An 18,461-nucleotide genomic window follows, 5' to 3' on the forward strand; every position below is an offset into this window, starting at 1 on the left:
CGTCCGGGGCGGGGAGGAACGCGCGACGGCCGTTCCCCGCCCCGGCCGTCCGGGTGTCGTCCACGGCGGCTCCCCGGGCACCCGGCGTCGCTTCTCGCCGTCGCGACTGATGTCTTGAATACGCCGTTCGGGTAGCGTCGTGGGCATGAAGACCGTCAGCCGTCGTGTGCTGCTCATCCCCTTCCTGGTCCTTCTGGCTGCGCTGCTGGTGCCTGTGGTGACACCGGCGTCCCCGGCGCGGGCGGCGGGCGGGCTCGACGAGGCCGCCGCGGCCCTCCGCAAGGGCCCGGTCTACGTCGACCCGCGCGCCGCCTCCCAGTTGCCCCCCGAGCGGGCCGACGCCCTCGCCAAGAAGATCGAGAACTCCGGCAAGCCGGTCTTCGTCGCGGTGCTGCCCCGCGCCGCCGAGTACCGCCCCGACACCCTGCTGCGCGATCTGCGCACCAAGACCGGCATCAGCGGCGTCTACGCCGTGGAGCTCGGCGACGGCTTCAACGCCGGGGCCGACGCCCGGGTGATGTCGCGGAGCGCCGTGCAGAACCTCGTCGGCGCGGTCAAGCGCTCCGGGTACCCGTCCGTCGATGAGCGGCTGAACAGCTTCGTCGACACCGCCGTCCAGCAGGCGGGCGGCCACGCGCCGGCCGCCTGGGAGGGCGACGGCGGCGGGGGACCGGGCACCGGCACCCTCGTCGGGCTGGGCGTGCTGGCCGTCGTCGGCGGTGGCGGCGCGTACGCCTTCGCCCGCCGCAACCGGCGCCGCCGCGCGGAGCAGGAGCGGGCCGCGCTGGAAGACCTGCGGGTCGTCGTCGACGAGGACATCACCGCGTTCGGCGAGGAGCTGGACCGGCTGGACTTCCGGCCCGGTGAGCCCGGCGCCGACGAGGCGATGCGCGCCGACTACGGCCACGCCCTCGACGCGTACGAGACCGCCAAGTCGGCGATGGCGGCGGCGGAGCAGCCGGACGATGTGCGGGCGGTGACCGAGGCGCTGGAGGACGGGCGGTTCTCGCTCGCGACGCTGGCCGCCCGCCGCACCGGCGCCCCGCTGCCCGAGCGGCGCCTGCCGTGCTTCTTCGATCCGCGTCACGGACCGTCCGTGGTCGACATGGAGTGGGCCCCGGCGGGCGGCGCCCCGCGCACCGTCCCGGTCTGCGCCGCCGACAAGGCGCGCCTCGACGACGGCCGGGAGCCGCTGGCCCGCACGGTCCGCACCGCCGACGGCGACCGCCCCTACTGGGACGCCGGTCCCGCCTACGCGCCCTGGGCGGGCGGCTACTTCGGCGGCGGGCTGCTGCCCGCGATGCTGGTGGGCACCGTGCTCGGCAATCTGATGACGGCCCCGCACGCCTACGGCGCGGACCTCGGCGGCACCGACGGTGGCGACTTCTCCGGCTCCGACTTCAACCCCGGCGACTTCGGCGGCGGATTCGGGGACGGCGATGGCGGTGGCTTCGGCGGAGGCGGCGGGGACGGGTTCGGCGGGGGATTCTGACGGGGCCGGCGACCCGAAGGCGGTCGGCATCCACTCCGGCGGTTCCACCGCAACGTGCAGCAGCGGCGGCGACACCATGACGGCCTTCCAGCCGGTCGACGAGGCGCTGACGAAGTGGCAGCTCACCCTCACGACCGGCGGCGCCTGACCGGCCGTGGGCCCCGGATCCGCGGCGGGTCCGTCACGGATCCGGGGCCCCGGGTGCGTCAGCGGACCTGGACCGTCGCCACGGTCGAGGTCCGCCACTGCTTGGGGTGCTGGTCGTGCGGTCCGGTCAGCCCGTATGCCACCGCACGGAACTCCACCGGGCCGCGATGCGCGCTCTTCGGGTGCGCCACGGCCTGCGCCTCCGCGCCGCCCCGCTCGACGACGGCACCGCAGCTCACCTGGTGCCACGCCTGCCCGCCGCTCCGCTCCTGCAGGCATATCCGCAGGTAGGAGGCGGCGTCATCGTCGCCGTGCGCGGTGACCGTGAAGGTCTTGCCGACGGCCGCCGTGCGGGGCGCCGTCACCTCCACGGTGCCCTTGGCGTGCGCGGGCACGGCGGTGAGCGCCACCGCGGCCAGCCCCAGCACGCCGGTCACGGCCGCGCGCCGCCAACTCGGCATGGTCGTCTCGGTCTTTACCGTCCTGGTCATGGACTTCCCTTCCCGCGGAGCTCCCCCAGGTGGCATCCACGGAGCATGTCGTCGTTCACTCGTGGTGTAACGGTCGAGCGGGAGCGGTCATGCTCCTGCCACCCCTCCAGAGGGGCGGAGCACACCGCGGGTTGCGTCCGGTGTGGGCGGCATTACGGATTCATGACCATTCGCCGTCGAGGTGCGGACAGCGCGGCACGGGGGAGCCGGACGGCCCGCGTCGGACCGGGACGGTTCCGGTGCGCACCGGAGGGCGGTCCTCGGTCCGCTGGAGGGCCCGGAACGCCTCGTACCAGGCCGGGTTGGGGGCGGGCACGCCCTACGGCCGGATGCGGAACACGCCGCCGCACTCCTCCGGTTTCCGGTGCCCGTGCTCGCACCGCCACCGGATCTGCGTGGCGAGATTCACCTGGAGATGCTGGGTGCCGAGCCCGTTGCCGGGCCCGCCCTCGGTGACCAGGGGCTCGGCGTTGAGCCGGGTGTGGTGCTCCGCGCCGTCATCGGTCGTGAAGTGCGCTTCCAGGTCCCAGGTGCAGTACGCGCCGGGGCCGGCGACGCCCAGGACGCTCAACGTCTGCGGGGCCGCCGCGCCGCCGAGCGGAATCGTGTGGTGAGCGAAGTACGGCTCACCCCAGTGCGGGTCCTCGGTGTCGGTGATGAACCCGTTCGGCGCCCCGGCGCGGTCCTGAAGCCTGTACGCCAGCCCCTTGATCGGCGACTCCCCCTGAGCGGGGGTGTAGATCTCGGTGACCATCCCGGATTTCCGGCAGCGGATGTGCGTCGCGTCGATACCGGTCACGGTGATCATCGAGCTGCTGTCGCTGACCAGGTCGACGTAGGAGACCTGACCGCTGCCGGGCGAGGCGTCCCGGACGCCGAGGCTGAACCCGGTGGCCGCCACGCCGTCCCGCAGCACGGAACTGTCGTACTCACCGCGGTGGATCCCGTCGATCTCGCGTGCGCTCAGCGGCGTCCGGGAGAAGGCGGAGAACGGGGGCCCGTAGGCGCTGCGGGGCATGGGGCGGAACGCGGCGTGGAGATAGCCCTTCTCGGCGTCGAGAGCGCTCTGCGCGTTGTCCCCGATGCGCGCCTCGGTCCCGGCGGTGAAGTAGGAACGCGCCAGGCCCAGGCCCACCAGGAACGCCGCGCAGAGAAGCGCGACGCCGTAGGCGGCCAGCCGCCGCCCGCGGCTCATCCCGGCCGACTCCGGATGGACCGTGTCGGCGACGAACCGGCCTTCGGCCCGGATCCACCGCCACGCCCGCGTGCGTCGCCCCGGCCGCGTCGGCCCCCGTCCCGTCCCACCGCTCTGATCGCCGCTCACGGTCGCCCCCGTCCCCTTCGGGGCAGCAGTCTGCCACCGAGGTCCGCACGCCGGAACCGCTGCCGCACCGGCCGCCCGGGGCCGCGGCGGGTGCCCGACCGGCCATCGTCCGGTACCGGCCCCTATCAGGCCCGCCCCGCTTCGTCAGCGCCCCTTTACGTACGCTTTAATTGCGTTGACCATGCAATAGCAATTCCTATGCAGAGGAGTCATGAGGATGACGGCCCGGTTCCTACGGGGAGCCGCCGCGGTGACGCTGGCGGCCGGCCTCGCGCTGAGCGCGGCGGCCTGTTCCACACCGGACGGCGGCAAGGCTGCCACCGGACGCACGGATTCCGCGGTGGTCGGCATCGCGTACGAACCGGAGACGCTCAGCCCGCTCCTCGGCTACGGCAAGGACGGCAACTCCAAGATCTTCGACGGGCTGCTCACCCACGACGCCGACATGCGTCTCCAGCCCGCGCTCGCCACCGCACTGCCCAAGATCACCGACGGCGGCCGGACCTACACCTTCGGCCTCCGCCACGGCGTGACCTTCAGCGACGGCAAGCCCTTCACCGCCGACGACGTCGTCTTCACCTACTCCACCATCCTCGACTCCCGGACCAACAACGCCTCCAAGGCGGAGCTGGACGCCCTCAAGAACGTCGAGAAGAAGGACGACCACACCGTCGTCTTCCACCTCAAGTACCCCTACGCGCCGTTCGCCGAGCGCGCCGTCCTGCCCATCGCCCCGCAGCACATCGCGGGCACGCAGGACATCAACCACGGTGCGTTCACCACCAAGCCGATAGGCACCGGCCCGTACGTCCTCACCCGCTGGTCCAAGGGCGAGAAGCTCACCTTCAAGGCCAACCCGCACTACTGGGGCGGCACGCCGAAGGTGAAGAACTTCACCATGGCGATCATCAAGGACGACGACATCCGCGCCACCCGGCTGCGCTCCGGCGACCTCGACGGCGCCATCCTGCCACCGGAACTCGCCGCCACCTTCAAGGGCGACAAGCACCGCACCACCGTCACCGCCACGACCTTCGACTACCGCAACGTCACGCTGCCCACCGGCAACCCGGTCACCGGCGCCAAGGCCATCCGCCGCGCCCTCGACCTCGCCGTCGACCGCGAGGCCATGGCCAAGGGCATCCTCAACGGCGCCGGAAAGCCCGCCTACGGCCCGGTGCCCACCGACAGCCCCTGGTTCGCGAAGGGCACCGAGCGCCCGCACGACCTGAAGAAGGCCGAGCGCATCCTGGACGACGCCGGCTGGAAGAAGGGCCCGGACGGCATCCGCACCAAGGGCCACCAGCGCGCCTCCTTCACCCTCTGGTACCTCTCCGGCGACAAGCTCCGCCAGGAACACGCCCTCGCCTTCGCCTCCGACGCCAAGAAGGCCGGTATCGAGGCCAAGGTCGAATCCGGCACCTGGGAGGCCATCGAGCCGCGCATGGCCAAGGACGCGGTCCTCGCCGGCGGCGGCAGCCCCGCCGACCCCGACTTCGACCAGTACCTCCTGCTGCACTCCTCGCTGGCCGGGGACGGCTTCAACAACATGTCGCGCTACGCCGACAAGACCGTCGACGCCAAGCTCACCGAGGCCCGCCACACCGACGACAAGGCCACCCGCAAGGCCGCCTACGACGCCGTCCAGCGCCGCCTCGTCGAGAACCCCGCCTACACCTTCCTCACCCACGTCGACCACGTCTATGTGATCGCCGACCGCTGGAAGGGCCTGACCACCCAGACCGAACCGCACGACCACGGCCTGGCCTCCGGGCCCTGGTGGAACGTCGAGGACTGGCAGCCCGCCACGTGATGACGCGCACCTCCCCGCCCTGGGCGGCGATGGCACGGATGACCGGCCGGCGGGCGCTGCTCGCCGTGCCGGTCCTCCTCGCCGTCACCTTCGGGGTCTTCGCCGTCGCCGCCGCCTCGCCCTTCGACCCGGTCCGTGCCTACGCGGGCGACGCCGGGCTCACCGCCTCGCAGGCCAACCTCGACCAGCTGCGCCACAACCTCGGCGTCGACCAGCCGCTGATCAGCCGGTGGTGGCACTGGCTCACCGCCGCGTTCACCGGCGACCTCGGCGACTCCGCCACGCTCCGCGCCCCCGTCACGCAGGTCATCGGCGAACGCCTCGGCTGGTCCGTGCTGCTGTGCGCGCTCGCCTTCGTCCTCGCCGTCGTCGTCGGCACCGCGCTCGGCGTGGCGGCCGCCCGCCGCCGTGGCGGTCTCCTCGACCGCGCCGTCACCTCCGTCGCCTACGCCCTGGAAGCCGCGCCGCCGTTCTGGCTCGGCCTCCTCGCCGTCTGGCTGTTCGCCCTGAAACTGGGCGTCCTCCCGGCCGGTGGCCTCACCGACACCGGCACCGACGTCGCCACCGTCGGCCAGATCGCCCGCCATGTGACGCTGCCCGCCCTGGTCCTCGCCGTCTCCCAGCTCCCGTGGTTCGTGCTGTACGTACGGCAGGGCGTCGGCGACGCGCTGGAGGAGGACCCGGTGCGCGGCGCCCGCGCCCGCGGCCTGCGCGAACGCACCGTCCTGCTCCACCACGCGCTCCGCTCCGGACTGCTGCCGGTCCTCACCCTCATCGGCTCCCGGGTACCGGAACTGATCACCGGCGCGCTGCTGGTCGAGACGGTCTTCAGCTGGCCCGGCATCGCCGCCGCGACCGTCGAGGCAGCGACCGCCGTGGACTTCCCGCTGCTCGCCGCCCTCACCGTCCTTGCCACCGCCGCCGTCCTCGTCGGCAACCTCCTCTCCGACCTGCTGTACGGTCTCGCCGATCCGAGGGTGGGCTTCGATGGCTGACTCGCACACCACCACCGAGCGGCACACCACGGCCGGGCCGGATGCCGCCACGAAGGCCGCACCGGCGGTGACCTGGCACCGGCGTCCCGGCGCGGGCCGTCAGCGGCGCACCCGCACGGTGCGGGTGTGGGTCAGCGCCGTCCTCGTTGCCGCGGTGATCCTGGCCGTCCTCGTCGTCCCGCTGTTGTTCCCGCTGGACAGTCAGTCCGTCGACCTGGCCCAGAAACTCCGCTCACCGTCCCCGGCCCACCCCTTCGGCACCGACGAGGTCGGCCGTGACCTGCTGCTGCGCTGCGTCTACGGTCTTCGGGTCTCGCTGCTGGTGGGCGTGGTCGCCGCGCTGGTCGCCGTCGGGTTCGGCACCGCCGTCGGCGCGCTGGCCGGGGCGCTCGGCGGCTGGGCCGACCGCGCCGTGATGCGGCTCGTCGATCTCTTCTCGTCCGTCCCCCATCTGCTGCTGGGCATCTTCATCGTGGCGATGTTCCGGCCCGGCGTCTGGCCGGTGATCCTCTCCGTGGCGCTGACCCACTGGCTGTCCACGGCGCGCATCGTCCGCGCGGAGGTGCTGTCGCTGCGCTCCCGCCCCCATATCGACGCGGCGGTCTCCGGCGGCGCCTCCCGGTGGCGGGTGGCCGTGCGGCATCTGCTGCCCGGCGTGCTGCCGCAGGCGGGACTCGCCGCCGTGCTGATGGTGCCGCACGCCATCTGGCACGAGTCCGCGCTGTCCTTCCTGGGCCTGGGGCTCCCGGCCCACGAGGCGAGCCTCGGCATCATGGTCAACGCCGCCCGCGGTTCGCTGCTGGCCGGCGCCTGGTGGCCGACGCTCTTCCCCGGCCTCTTCCTCATCGTGCCGACCCTCGCCCTCGCCGGTCTGGCCGGTGCCTGGCGGGAACGGATCAACCCCCGCCGCCGATCGGAGCTGATGCTGTGACCGCGCCCCGCACCGCCGCACCCCCGGCCCCCGTCCTGTCGGTGCGCGATCTGTCGGTCCGCTTCCGGATGCGTGGCGGCCGGCACGTCCACGCCGTCTCCGGTGCCTCCTTCGACCTGGCGCCGGGCAGCTGCCTCGCCCTGGTCGGCGAGAGCGGCTGCGGCAAGTCGGTCCTCGCCTCCGCGCTGCTCGGCCTGCTGCCGGGCAACGCCGAGACGTCCGGCGCGGCTCACCTGACGGCCGCCGGCGGTGCGCCCGCCGTGGAACTGCTCACCGTCGGCGAACGGCAGCTGGCCCGCACCGTCCGCGGCCGCCGCATCGGCCTCGTCCCGCAGAGCCCCGCCGCCCACCTCACGCCCGTTCGCACCATCCGCGCCCAACTGGAGGAGACCGTACGGGAGCTGACCGGCGGACGGGCCGAACCGGCGACGGCCGACCCGTCGACCGGACGGCGGCCCGGGCGTCGCGCGGCGCGGGAGGCGCTGCACGCGGCGGTGGAACGGGCCGCGACCCGCGCCGCGTTCCCCCTGGACCACCTGGACCGCTACCCGCACCAGCTCTCCGGCGGTCTCGCCCAGCGCGCGGCGAGCGCCCTCGCGCTGGTCGGCGACGCCCGGCTGCTGCTCGCCGACGAACCCACCACCGGCCTCGACCGGGACCTCGTCGACCACACCGTCGACGCGCTGCGGGCCCACGCCGACGACGGCCGGGCGCTGCTGATGATCACCCACGATCTGGCGGCCGCCGAGCGGATCGCCGACCACGTCGCCGTCATGTACGCGGGACGGATCGTCGAGCACGCTGACGCCGTCACCTTCTTCGGCACCCCCGGCCCCCGCCATCCGTACGCCCGCGGGCTGCTCGACGCGCTGCCCGGCCGCGCGTTCACGCCGATCCCCGGACTGCCGCCCGAGCTGGGCGCGCTGCCGGACGGCTGCGCTTTCGCCGCCCGCTGCGCCCGCGCGGACACCCGGTGCGCCATCCGCCCCGAACCGTCCGGCGGCGTCGCCTGCCACCATCCGCACCCCGGCCCGCCCCCGGCCGACGTCCCCGAGAAGTCCGAGGAGAAGGGCGACCGCCGTGCTCGAACTGTGTGACATCACCGCCGGATACGAGCGGCGGCGCCCGGTCGTCTCCGGCGTCTCCCTGACTGTCGGGCCCGGCGAGTCGGTCGGGCTGCTCGGCCCGAGCGGCTGCGGCAAGTCGACGCTGGCGCGGGTCGCGGCGCTGCTGCACCGGCCGGACGCCGGGACGGTGACCGTGGACGGTGTGACGGCCCCGGGCTGGCGCCACCGCGCGCCTCGCACCCTGCGCACCTCCTTCGGCGTGCTCTTCCAGCAGCCCCGGCTCTCCGCCGACCCCCGGCTGCGGCTCGCCGATCTCATCGCCGAACCGCTGCGCGCCACCGGCCGCCGCACGGAGGCGTCCGCCGCCGTCGCGGAGCTGGCCCCCGCCGTCGGCCTCACCGCCGATCTGCTGACCCGCCGCCCGCACGAGGTCAGCGACGGGCAGCTGCAACGCGCCTGCCTCGCCCGCGCGCTGGTGCTGGAGCCGCGCTGGCTGATCTGCGACGAGATGACCGCCATGCTCGACGCGTCCACCACTGCGGCGCTGGTCGACGTCGTCGAGGGGTACCGCGCCCGCACCGGCGCCGGTCTCCTCGCCGTCGGCCACGACCGCACGCTGCTGGAGCGCTGGTGCGACCGGACGGTGCGGTGGGCCGGCCTGGGGGCGGAACGGGGCACGGTTCCGGGGGAGGGGCCGGAGGCGGCGGCGTAAGGCCGCCGGGGCCCGACCGCGCAGAGCAGCCGCGCCACATCGCCCCACACCCAGGCCCCGAGCCAGGCCCCCACCACCGTCACGATTTCGTATTCCGTCATACACGCAACGTAACCGAGGGGTCTGACAACGCCCGCCCGACGAGGGCCCCGCGCCCGCCCGACGAGGCCCCATACGACCTGGCCCACCGCCCAGCGCGGCCCCGCCCCGGCCGTCGCGGCACCCTGGCCCGCCCCGCAGCCCCGTCGCGGCGCCCCCCGTAAACCCTCAGCCCCTCACGGCGCCACCAACGGCTCCGCCTCATGCGCACGCTGCAGCAGCGCCACGAAGTCCGGGGCCTCGGGCAGGACTTCGTCGCCGATGCGGTGGACGGCGACGGCGGGCGCCCGGGAGTTGAGGACCACCGCGCCGCGGGCCCACCGGGCGAGGCCGTCGGCCCGTACCTCGGCGTCGCGCTGGGGGATGCCGCGCTTCGCCAACTGCCGTTTGACCATGCCCTGCATGACGCCGTCCAGGATCCCGGCGACCGGCCACACCACCGCCGTGCCGTCCCAGAACGCGAGGTTCCAGATCGTGCCCTCGCTCAGCCGCCCGTCCCGGTCGACGAACGCGGCGTCGTCGAACCCCTCCGCCACCGCCTGCCGCAGGAAGAACCGCTTCGCGGGCTCCCCGACATGCTTCACGGCCGGTTGGAACCGTTCGTGCGCCACCGCCGCCAGCGCCAGCGGACCCGTCGGCGGGACCCCGGCGGACGCCGTACGGACCAGCATCGCGGGCTCGTCCGGTCCGGCCGCGAGCGGATCGCCCGGCGCGTGGACCAGGACCCGCAGCGACACATCGGCGGGGCTCGCCGCCAGCGCCGCCCGCAGCTGGGAGCGGACCTCCTCGTCGGGGACCGCCCGCCCGAACAGCTCCAGCGAAGCCGTACGCAGCCGCGCCAGATGGAGGTCGAGCCCCCGGACCAGACCGCCGCGTACCTGCATGGCGGTGAAATGGGCCGGGCTGCCGAACGCGACCGCCGCCAGCTCCTCCGTGGTCGCGTCCCGGCCGTCGCAGTGCACCACATAAGTCGTCATGTGCGGCCAACGCCTCACCCGGGGCCGTGGTTCCCGTACGGCCGGCCGGAAACGCACCGCGCGCCCCTCCCGGAGGAGAGGCGCGCGGCGTACGGGTGCGGACCGGTCAGCGGCGCCGGACCAGCGGGAACGGCAGCGTCTCGCGGATCGACAGACCGGTGAGGAACATGACCAGCCGGTCCACGCCGATGCCCAGACCACCGGTGGGCGGCATGGCGTATTCCAGAGCCTGGAGGAAGTCCTCGTCCAGCTCCATCGCCTCCACGTCGCCGCCCGCAGCCAGCAGCGACTGGGCCGTCAGCCGCCGCCGCTGCTCCACCGGGTCGGTCAGCTCGGAGTAGGCGGTGCCCAGCTCCGTGCCGAACGCGACGAGGTCCCAGCGCTCGGCCAGCCGTGGGTCCTTGCGGTGCTGGCGGGTCAGCGGTGAGACGTCCGTGGGGAAGTCCTTGTAGAACGTCGGCAGCGTCGTGCGCTCCTCCACCAGCCGCTCGTACATCTCCAGCACGATGTCGCCGCGGCCCATCTCCGGCTTCACCGGTACCGACGCGGCGTCGCACAGCCGCCGCAGCACCCGCGTGTCGGTGTCCGCGTCGACCTCCTCGCCCAGCGCCTCCGACAGCGCGCCGTAGACCGTCTTGACCGGCCAGGCCCCGGAGATGTCGTGCTCGACCAGCCGCCCGTTCGCATCCGCCTTACGGGCCGTCGCGGTCCCGAACGCGGCGACCGCGGCGCCCTGGATCAGCTCCCGGGTCAGGTCGAGCATCACGTCGTAGTCGGCGAACGCCTGGTACGCCTCCAACATCGTGAACTCGGGGTTGTGCTTGTAGGAGATGCCCTCGTTGCGGAAGGTCCGCCCCATCTCGAAGACCTTCTCCATACCGCCCACGCACAGCCGCTTGAGATACAGCTCGGGCGCGATACGCAGATACAGGTCGAGGTTGTAGGCGTTGATGTGGGTGTGGAACGGCCGGGCGTTGGCGCCGCCGTGGATCTGCTGGAGCATCGGCGTCTCGACCTCCAGATAGCCCCGGTCGATCAGCCCCTGGCGCAGCGCCTGCACGGCCGTGCTGCGGGCCCGTACGGTCTCCCGGGCGTCCGGCGAGACCACCAGGTCGACATAGCGGTGGCGGACCTTCGCCTCCGGGTCGGTCAGACCGCGCCGCTTGTCCGGCAGCGGCCGCAGGCACTTCGCCGTCAGCCGCCACTCGGTGACGAAGACGGTCAGCTCGCCGCGGTCACTGGCGCCGACCTCGCCCTCCGCCTCGACATGGTCGCCGAGGTCGATGTCGGAGCCGAAGCGCTCCAGCAGCTCCTTGCCGGTGGTGTCGCGGGTCAGCGCGATCTGGAGGTCACCGGACCAGTCCCGCAGCACGGCGAAGAGCACCCCGCCGTGATCGCGGGTGAGCAGCACCCGCCCGGCGATACGCACCGTCTCACCGGTGTGCGTACCGGCTTCCAGCCCCGGATGCGCGGCGCGGACCTCACCGAGCGTGTGCGTACGCCGCACACCGACCGGATACGGGTCGGTGCCCTCGGCGCGCAGCCGCTCCAGCTTGAGGTGGCGGGTGCGCACCTGCTCGGGCAGCGCGGCCAGCTCCCGCTCCCGCTGCTCCTCGGCGGTCGGCGCCTCGCTGATCAGCCCCAGCTCCTCCAGGGAGGGCAGTCCGGCGGTGCTCGCCGGGGCCAGCAGCTTCTTCTTGTGGCCCTTGCCCCACAGCTTGCCGAGGCTCGGTACGGCGACGAAGCCCTCGGCGATGCCGGAGGCGAGGCCGATCCGGGCCAGCGCACCGGTGTCCGCGTAGCACAGGAACCGCGGGTACCACTCGGGGTTGTACTTGGCGTTGGAGCGGTAGAGGGCCTCCAGCTGCCACCACTTGGAGAAGAAGAGCAGCAGGCGGCGCCAGAACTTCAGCACCGGGCCCGCACCGATCCGCGCGCCCTCCTCGAAGGCGGAGCGGAACACCGCGAAGTTCAGCGAGATGCGGTGCACCCCGAACTGCCCGGCCTGCGCGCACAGCTGCGCGACCATGAACTCCATGACGCCGTTGGGCGCGCTGCGGTCGCGCCGCATCACGTCCAGCGAGATGCCGTCGTCGCCCCAGGGTACGAACGACAGCAGCGCGATCATCCGGCCCTCGCCGTCGAACGCCTCGGCCAGCAGACAGTCGCCGTCCTCGGGGTCGCCGAGGCGGTCCAGCGCCATGGAGAAGCCGCGCTCGGTCTCGGTGTCGCGCCAGGCGTCGGCGCGGTGGATGACCTCGCGCATCTCGGCATCGCTGAGTGCCGAGTGACGCCTTATCCGGCAGGTCGCGCCGGTGCGCTGGACGCGGTTGACGGCCTGCCGGGTGACCCGCATGTCGCGGCCGTCCAGCTCGAAGTCCTTGACGTGCAGGATCGCCTCGTCACCGAGCTGCAGGGCGCCCAGACCGCAGCGGGCGAACGCCTTCGCGCCCTCCTCGCTGGCGCCCATCACAGCCGGCTGCCAGCCGTAGCGCCCGGCGACCTCCAGCCACGCCTCGATGGCCTGGGTCCACGCCTCGCGGTCGCCGACCGGGTCACCGCTGGCCAGGCAGACGCCCGCCTCGACGCGGTAGGTGACGGCCGCCTTGCCGCTGAGGGAGAAGACGACGGCCTTGTCGCGGCGGGTGGCGAAGTAGCCCAGCGAGTCGTCGCCGCCGTAGCGGGCCAGCAGCGCCCGGATACGGGGTTCCTCGTCGCCGTGCAGCGCCGCCTCCAGGCGCTGCGAGCGGAAGAGCGTGGTGGCGGCGTTGAGCAGCGCGAGCGCGCCGAAGAGGCCGAGCAGGATGATGATCCAGTGCGGCGGGTGACCCTCGACGATCCGGCCGCCGACCAGCCCGCCGCAGACGCGGTTGGCGGCCCACAGCAGCCGGTTGGCGGCGCCGTGCTCCAGCGAGCCGGGGAACAGCGTCACCAGGCCCCAGCCGAGCAGCACCGCGGCGACCAGCCCGGCCGCCAGGACGCCCGCGGCGCGGACGAAGGCGCCGCGCCGGGTGATCGCGTAGAACTCGCGGTGCGAGACGACGAGCAGCACGAGGATGGCGGTGCACACCGCCAGCGAGACGGCGAACTCCCAGTACCCGGCGGCGAGGAACAGCGCGTCGGCGAGGGCGACCAGCAGCATGTAGGCGACGACGAACCACAGCGCCACCCGTTTGCGGGCGGCCATCGCCGCGCCGAGCAGGAAGAGGAAGGCGGCGTACGCGAAGTTCGGCGCCACGGGGATGGTGAGGGTGTCCAGCCAGTAGATCACCGGGTGCAGCCCGCGCCGCAGCGGTCCGAAGAGCGCCGTGACGGCGCAGAAGAGGCCCAGCACACCGAAGGCGATGGCGAAGCCGTTGGGGACGCGGCGCCGGAACCGCCGCCACCCCGTGAGTTGATCCTGGTCCTGCACGGTGCTCATTCCGTCACATTAAACTTTGAAAGGGGATATTCGGTCGACGCGAGGGCGCACGGCCACCGCGTACGGCGGTCCGCATGTCCCACGGTTCGTCGCGGGGCGCGCTGTCGGGTCATGGCGGTACTTCCGTCGGCCGGGGGTGTGCGCCGACACGGAAGGCGCCTGGCGTATCCGTCGCTAAGACGGCTGATCGGGAGGACCCGTTGCCCACAGGGAGAGTGATCCGTGACACATGGGAACCGGGAACTCCGGGGTGCCTCCGGGGCGAAAAGGCGCGTGACCCGCAGTGATCACCCGGATGGGTCACCGGATCGCGGGCCGGATTGCGCCTGAAATGCGCCAAACTTGCCACTCCTAGCCGTCCTGTCGGGCGGCCGTCGCGGAGGTGCACCCATGGCTCTGACGATCTCGGTCGTCCTGTTGCTGCTCATTCTGACAGCGATCTTCCTGCGCAGCGGCAAGCTCAAGCTCTCGCACGCCGTCGTCTGCGCGCTGCTCGGCTTCCACCTGGCGAGCAGCAACATCGCCCCGGACCTCCGGCACAGTCTCTCCGGCGCGGCCGATGTGATCAGCAGCGTCCGCCCGTAACCGGACCCGACGGCGGGCCGCATGCCGTCCGGGCGCGGAGTCAGCCGCCCGCGAACGCCCCGAGCGCGTTCAGCGCCGGGCGCTCCATGCCGTCCGGCGGATGGTTGCGCCCCACGGCCGGCCCGCCGTGCGGTGCCCGGGTCACCGACGTCGTGGAGCCGCCGTCGTCCCCGATCCCGGCGTGACGGCCGTCTCGGGAACGGCCGTCGCGCCCGGGTGGCGGACTGTCAGGCCCGGCCCTTGATCAGCTCCATGTAGCGGGCCCAGTCCCAGTACTGGCCCGGGTCGGTGTGGTCGGCGCCGGGGACCTCGACGTGGCCGATGATGTGCTCGCGGTCCTTGGGGATGCCGTAGCGGTCACAGATCGCCGCGGTCAGCGCGGCGGACTGCCGGTACAGGGCGTCGGTGAACCACTTCGGGGCGTCGGCCCAGCCCTCGTGCTCGATGCCGATGCTGCGGGTGTTGTAGTCCCAGTTGCCCGCGTGCCAGGCGACGTTCTTCTCGCTGACGCACTGTGCGAGGTAGCCGTCGGAGGAGCGGACGACGTAGTGGGCGGCCGCCTTGTGGGCCGGGTCCTGGAAGACCTTGAGGGTGTCGGCGAACGTCTCCTGCGTCACATGGATCACGACCATCTCGACCGGGTACTCCGTCGGGCGGTCGGCCTCCGTGAAGTTGGCGGCGTTGGCGGGGCTCCAGTGCACGGACGGATAGGCGGCCGCCCGGGGCCGCGCGGTGCGGGTGCGGGCGGCGGCGCTGCCGGACGGGACCAGCGCGGCGGCCGCGGCGAGCGCGGCGGCGCCGGTGAGCAGGCGGCGGCGGGGCAGGGAGGTGTGGTCGTACTCCATGCGAACTCCTGACGAGGCCGAGGGGGGACGCGTACATGACACGTACGGCCGGTGTGTTCATGATGCGCAGCCGTCCCTCGGACGCCAAGGCCCTTCAGCTGGTGTCAATGGGCGAACCAAAGGCGGAACTCGCAGGTCACGCAGGCGAGTTGGAGGTGACACGCCGTCACTCGAATGTCGTAGCGATCCCTGTGGCGGCCGGGCGCGCCGCGCGGCCCCCGGGGCGGGGGAGCGGAGGGGATGCGTCCGGCCGGTGCCGCGGCGCCCGGCCCCGAGCGGGACGGAGGCGCCCGGCTCTACGCGGAGGAGCGGCCCGGACGCGTCCGTCGCCCGGCCCTTCACCTCCGCAGCAGCGCGTCCCCGTCGGCCAGCGTGGCGGTCAGCCGCTCCCATGCGGCGGTGTCGCGTTCGCGCGCTGCGTACGCGGTGCCGCGGGCGGTGCCCCAGCGCTGCGCCACCGCCGCCGGGTCCTCGCCCAGCAGCAGCCCCGCGGCCTGCGCCGCCGCGCCCAACGCGACCAGTTCGCGGGCCTCGGGCACCTCCACCGGGCGCCCCGACAACCGTCGCACCGTCTCCCGCCAGGCCCGGCCCCGCGCGCCGCCGCCGATCAGCAGCAGCGGCGCATCGGCCGCCGACTCGGCGTCCAGCACCTGGTCCACCGCCTTCAGCAGCGCGAACACCGCGCCGTCGTAGGCCGCCTGCAGCACCTGCCCCGGCGTCGTGTCGTGCCGCAGCCCGTGCAGCAGGCCCGACGCGCCCGGCAGGTTCGGGGTGCGCTCCCCGTCGAGGAACGGCAGCAGCACCACGTCGCCGCCCGCCTCGACCGCCTCCCGGTCACGGCCCAGCAGCGTGGCGATCCGGTCCACGGCCAAGGTGCAGTTGAGCGTGCAGGCCAACGGCAGCCAGTCGCCGCGCGCGTCCGCGAAACCGGCGACCGTACCGGACGGATCGGCCGGACGCCGCCGGGAGACCGCGTAGACCGTGCCGGACGTCCCCAGGCTCAGCACCGGCCGGCCGGGCCGCAGCCCGAGCCCCAGCGCCGCCGCCATGTTGTCGCCGGTGCCCGCCGCCACCAGCGCGCCGTGCGGCAGCGGCAGCTCATCGGTCCGTACGGTGCCCACCACCTCCCCGGGGCCGACGACGCGGGGCAGCGCCGCCGGGTCCAGCCCGATGTGATCGAGGACCGCGGTGTCGTACGCCTCGGTGGCCGACGCCCACCAGCCGGTGCCGGACGCGTCGCCCCGGTCGGTGACCGCCTCGCCGGTCAGCCGCTCGGTGAGGTAGTCGTGCGGCAGCCGTACCGCGGCGGTGGCGGCGGCCGCGGCCGGTTCGTGCTCGCGCAGCCACGCCCACTTGGACACCGTGAACGCCGCGCCCGGCACGCTTCCGACCCGCTCGGCCCACGCGGCGGGCCCGCCGCGCTCCGCCACCAGCCGTTCCGCCTGCGGCGCGGACCGTACGTCGTTCCACAGCAGCGCGGGCCGCACCGGCGCGCCCGCCGCGTCCAGCGTGACCAGACCGTGCTGCTGCCCGGCCACGGACACCGCGCCCGCCTGTCGCGCCGCGTCCCCGCACTGCCCCAGCGCCTCGGCGAGCGACGCCCACCAGCACCCCGGATCGCTCTCCTTGCCCACGCCGCCGCCGACGGCGTGCGGGGCCCGGCCGCGGGCGACGACCGTGCCGGATGCCGCGTCCACCACCAGCACCTTGGTGGACTGCGTCGAGCTGTCCACGCCGACGACGAGCGGTCCCGCTGCCTGTGCGCCCATCGCGCTCTCTCCCTCCGCCCGGCCGCGGACCGGGCCGTTCGGCCACCGCGTGCCCGGGGCACTCCCCGGTGCGTGCCGCATGGTAGTGCGCCCGGGGCGCCCCGTCCTCACGGCGCAGGGCGCCCCGACCCCACGGCCCGGGGCGCCGCGACGGCTCAGCCGAACAGCTCGCGGACGAACCGGATCTGCTCCGTCCGCTGATGCCCGCCGCCACCCTCGTGCCCGTTGAACCGCCACACCTGCTGCTCCTTGGGGCCCGCGTAGTGGTGGTACGCGGCGAAGCCGGTGGACGGCGGATCAGCGCCCCGGCGGCCTCCGGCACCAGGCCCGCCACCGCCAGCGCGCACGCCCCGCCCTGACTGCGCCCGGACACCACGATCCGCGCCGGATCCACCACCGGGTGGGCGCCCGCCGCCACCGCGCGGACCGCGTCCGTGTACAGCCGCCGGTAGTAGTACGTGTCCGGGAGCGCCATCCCGGCGTCGACGGCGGTGAAGCGGGCGTCGAGGTCATGGGCGCGGGTCTCCGTCAGCGTCCGGTGCCAGAAGGCGTCGAAGCCCGGGGGTTCGGGCAGCGGCGGGCGGTAGCGGCGCAGTTCGCCCAAGGGCAGGTCGATGAACACGTCACACCTCCGGGCCGTAGGGTGGAGCGGGTGTGGCTGTGGACCGACCCGTGCCCAGTCGCCGGACATTGCAGCTGCCGTCCGTACCAGCTCTGTCATCGAGTTTCCCAAGACCCTGCAAAGAAGCGATTATCTCTGTCATGAGCTTTCCGCCGCCTCCGCCGCCCCCGCCGAACCAGCCCCCGAACGACGGCCAGGGCGGGTTCGGCCCGCCTCCCGGCGGCTACGGTGCCGGGGGCCCGGTCCAGGGCGGGTACGGCCAGGGCGGGTACGGCCAGGGCGGGTTCCCGCCGCCCGGAGGACAGCCGGCCGGTCCGCCGCCCGGCGGCTTCGGTCCGGTCGGCCCCGGCTTCGGCCCGGCGGGTCCCGGCGGCCCCGGGGGCTGGCAGCCGCCGCCCCCGCCGCCGTCCGGCGGCGGCAACGGCAAGATCATCGCGGCGATCATCGGCGGCGGTGTCCTCGTGCTCGCCGTGGTCTTCGGCGTCTTCGCGATGAGCGGCGACGGCGACGACGACAAGAAGAACCGCGCCACGCCGTCCGAGAGCACCGACGCCTCGCCGAGCGCCACGCCCGACGACGGACCCACCACGCCCGCGGACTTCCCGTCCGCCCCCGCGAGCGCCTCGCCGTCGGAGAGCACCATCCCGTTCTACAAGCTGGAGGTCGGCGACTGCTATGACCTCCCGGCGGACGGCAGCGGCAACAACGAGGCGGCGTCCTGCGACGATGCGCATGACGCCGAGGTCGTCACCGTTCACCAGCTGCGCTCCGGCCTCACGTCCAGCTCCGACATCAAGGACGAGGCCGCCAAGATCTGCAAGAGCGACCTGGAGAGCAAGGCCGCTCGCCAGCCCGCCGGGACCGCCGAGGGCACCTATGTGCAGTTCCCCAATCTCAAGGGCTACGACCTCGGTATCAAGAGCGTCAGCTGCAGCCTGATGGGCAACAGCTCCGGCACGAAGAAGCTGCACGCGCCGTTGTCCTGACGGGTGTGGGGCGCGGTCCTGACGGGTGTGGGGCGCGCCGCTCCGCCTGGGGCGGCGCGTGCGGAGGCGTGCGTTGCCGCACGGCTGTCCCCGGGCGAACGGGCCGTCGGCCGGGGCTTCCGGCGGGCGCTCCCCGGGCAGGGCGCTCCCCGGACCGGGGCTTCCGGGCGGACGTTGAGTGGGGC

The 18,461-nt window shown here is 73.8% G+C and carries 15 protein-coding genes and 1 pseudogene; 9 read left to right on the forward strand and 7 right to left on the reverse strand.

The annotated features are described in order from the left end of the window. Positions 1-145: 145 nt before the first annotated feature. Positions 146-1,492 (forward strand): hypothetical protein, encoded by a 1,347-nt coding sequence (locus tag ACFWWQ_RS03035; protein ID WP_384589118.1) that lies wholly within the window; start codon positions 146-148, stop codon positions 1,490-1,492. After that, positions 1,446-1,640 carry a hypothetical protein gene (locus ACFWWQ_RS03040; protein WP_384589121.1) on the forward strand — a complete coding sequence of 65 codons (195 nt, stop codon included), beginning with the start codon at positions 1,446-1,448 and terminating at the stop codon, positions 1,638-1,640. Before ACFWWQ_RS03035 ends, ACFWWQ_RS03040 begins: the two co-directional genes overlap by 47 nt. Positions 1,641-1,698: 58 nt before the next feature. Here ACFWWQ_RS03040 and ACFWWQ_RS03045 read toward each other — a convergent pair whose 3' ends face one another. Together ACFWWQ_RS03045 and ACFWWQ_RS03050 are read right to left on the reverse strand one after the other, a co-directional pair. Beyond that, positions 1,699-2,130, reverse strand: a complete 432-nt coding sequence (locus ACFWWQ_RS03045) for a hypothetical protein (RefSeq protein ID WP_384589124.1) — start codon at positions 2,128-2,130, stop codon at positions 1,699-1,701. 319 nt (positions 2,131-2,449) lie between these two features. Next, complete coding sequence (locus tag ACFWWQ_RS03050) at positions 2,450-3,325, reverse strand: hypothetical protein (protein ID WP_384589127.1); 876 nt, start codon at positions 3,323-3,325, stop codon at positions 2,450-2,452. Between the two features lie 346 nt (positions 3,326-3,671). On the opposite strand from ACFWWQ_RS03050, the gene ACFWWQ_RS03055 reads away from it, so the two are divergent. From ACFWWQ_RS03055 to ACFWWQ_RS03075, 5 genes are all read left to right on the forward strand, one after another. Further along, a complete protein-coding gene (locus ACFWWQ_RS03055; RefSeq protein ID WP_384589130.1) occupies positions 3,672-5,267 on the forward strand; it encodes an ABC transporter substrate-binding protein in 1,596 nt (531 codons plus the stop codon). After that, positions 5,267-6,262, forward strand: coding sequence for an ABC transporter permease (locus ACFWWQ_RS03060; protein WP_384589134.1), 996 nt, complete (start codon positions 5,267-5,269; stop codon positions 6,260-6,262). The genes ACFWWQ_RS03055 and ACFWWQ_RS03060 overlap by 1 nt, the downstream gene beginning before the upstream one ends. Continuing rightward, positions 6,255-7,193 carry an ABC transporter permease gene (locus tag ACFWWQ_RS03065; protein WP_384589138.1) on the forward strand — a complete coding sequence of 313 codons (939 nt, stop codon included), beginning with the start codon at positions 6,255-6,257 and terminating at the stop codon, positions 7,191-7,193. The genes ACFWWQ_RS03060 and ACFWWQ_RS03065 overlap by 8 nt, the downstream gene beginning before the upstream one ends. A gap of 68 nt (positions 7,194-7,261) precedes the next feature. Beyond that, positions 7,262-8,290, forward strand: coding sequence for an oligopeptide/dipeptide ABC transporter ATP-binding protein (locus tag ACFWWQ_RS03070; protein ID WP_384589513.1), 1,029 nt, complete (start codon positions 7,262-7,264; stop codon positions 8,288-8,290). Beyond that, a complete protein-coding gene (locus ACFWWQ_RS03075) occupies positions 8,274-8,972 on the forward strand; it encodes an ABC transporter ATP-binding protein (protein WP_384589142.1) in 699 nt (232 codons plus the stop codon). The genes ACFWWQ_RS03070 and ACFWWQ_RS03075 overlap by 17 nt, the downstream gene beginning before the upstream one ends. A 275-nt stretch (positions 8,973-9,247) precedes the next feature. Here the strand turns inward: ACFWWQ_RS03075 and ACFWWQ_RS03080 are convergent, their stop codons facing one another. Further along, the gene (locus tag ACFWWQ_RS03080; RefSeq protein ID WP_384589145.1) at positions 9,248-10,048 is read right to left on the reverse strand and encodes an aminotransferase class IV; all 801 of its coding nucleotides are present in this window, start codon (positions 10,046-10,048) and stop codon (positions 9,248-9,250) included. A 106-nt stretch (positions 10,049-10,154) separates the two neighbouring features. Continuing rightward, entirely contained in the window at positions 10,155-13,469 is a 3,315-nt protein-coding gene (gene lysX / locus ACFWWQ_RS03085) for a bifunctional lysylphosphatidylglycerol synthetase/lysine--tRNA ligase LysX (RefSeq protein WP_384589148.1), read from the reverse strand. 390 nt (positions 13,470-13,859) lie between these two features. Between lysX and ACFWWQ_RS03090 the strand changes: the two genes are divergently transcribed. Beyond that, on the forward strand, positions 13,860-14,054 hold the full coding sequence (locus tag ACFWWQ_RS03090) for a hypothetical protein (protein ID WP_384589151.1): 195 nt from the start codon (positions 13,860-13,862) through the stop codon (positions 14,052-14,054). Between the two features lie 227 nt (positions 14,055-14,281). On the opposite strand, the gene ACFWWQ_RS03095 is transcribed toward ACFWWQ_RS03090, so the two are convergent. The 3 genes and pseudogenes from ACFWWQ_RS03095 to ACFWWQ_RS03105 form a co-directional block, all read right to left on the reverse strand. Then, on the reverse strand, positions 14,282-14,899 hold the full coding sequence (locus ACFWWQ_RS03095) for an N-acetylmuramoyl-L-alanine amidase (RefSeq protein ID WP_384589154.1): 618 nt from the start codon (positions 14,897-14,899) through the stop codon (positions 14,282-14,284). Positions 14,900-15,237: 338 nt separating this feature from the next. After that, positions 15,238-16,668 carry a xylulokinase gene (gene xylB / locus ACFWWQ_RS03100; protein ID WP_384589157.1) on the reverse strand — a complete coding sequence of 477 codons (1,431 nt, stop codon included), beginning with the start codon at positions 16,666-16,668 and terminating at the stop codon, positions 15,238-15,240. Between the two features lie 155 nt (positions 16,669-16,823). Continuing rightward, positions 16,824-17,290: pseudogene (locus tag ACFWWQ_RS03105) on the reverse strand (acetylxylan esterase). 140 nt (positions 17,291-17,430) lie between these two features. Here ACFWWQ_RS03105 and ACFWWQ_RS03110 point away from each other — a divergent pair. Next, positions 17,431-18,276, forward strand: a complete 846-nt coding sequence (locus ACFWWQ_RS03110) for a hypothetical protein (RefSeq protein WP_384589160.1) — start codon at positions 17,431-17,433, stop codon at positions 18,274-18,276. The last annotated feature ends 185 nt before the right edge of the window (positions 18,277-18,461 follow it).

The organism is Streptomyces sp. NPDC059080, from assembly GCF_042739975.1.
In the GTDB taxonomy this organism is placed as follows: domain Bacteria; phylum Actinomycetota; class Actinomycetes; order Streptomycetales; family Streptomycetaceae; genus Streptomyces; species Streptomyces benahoarensis.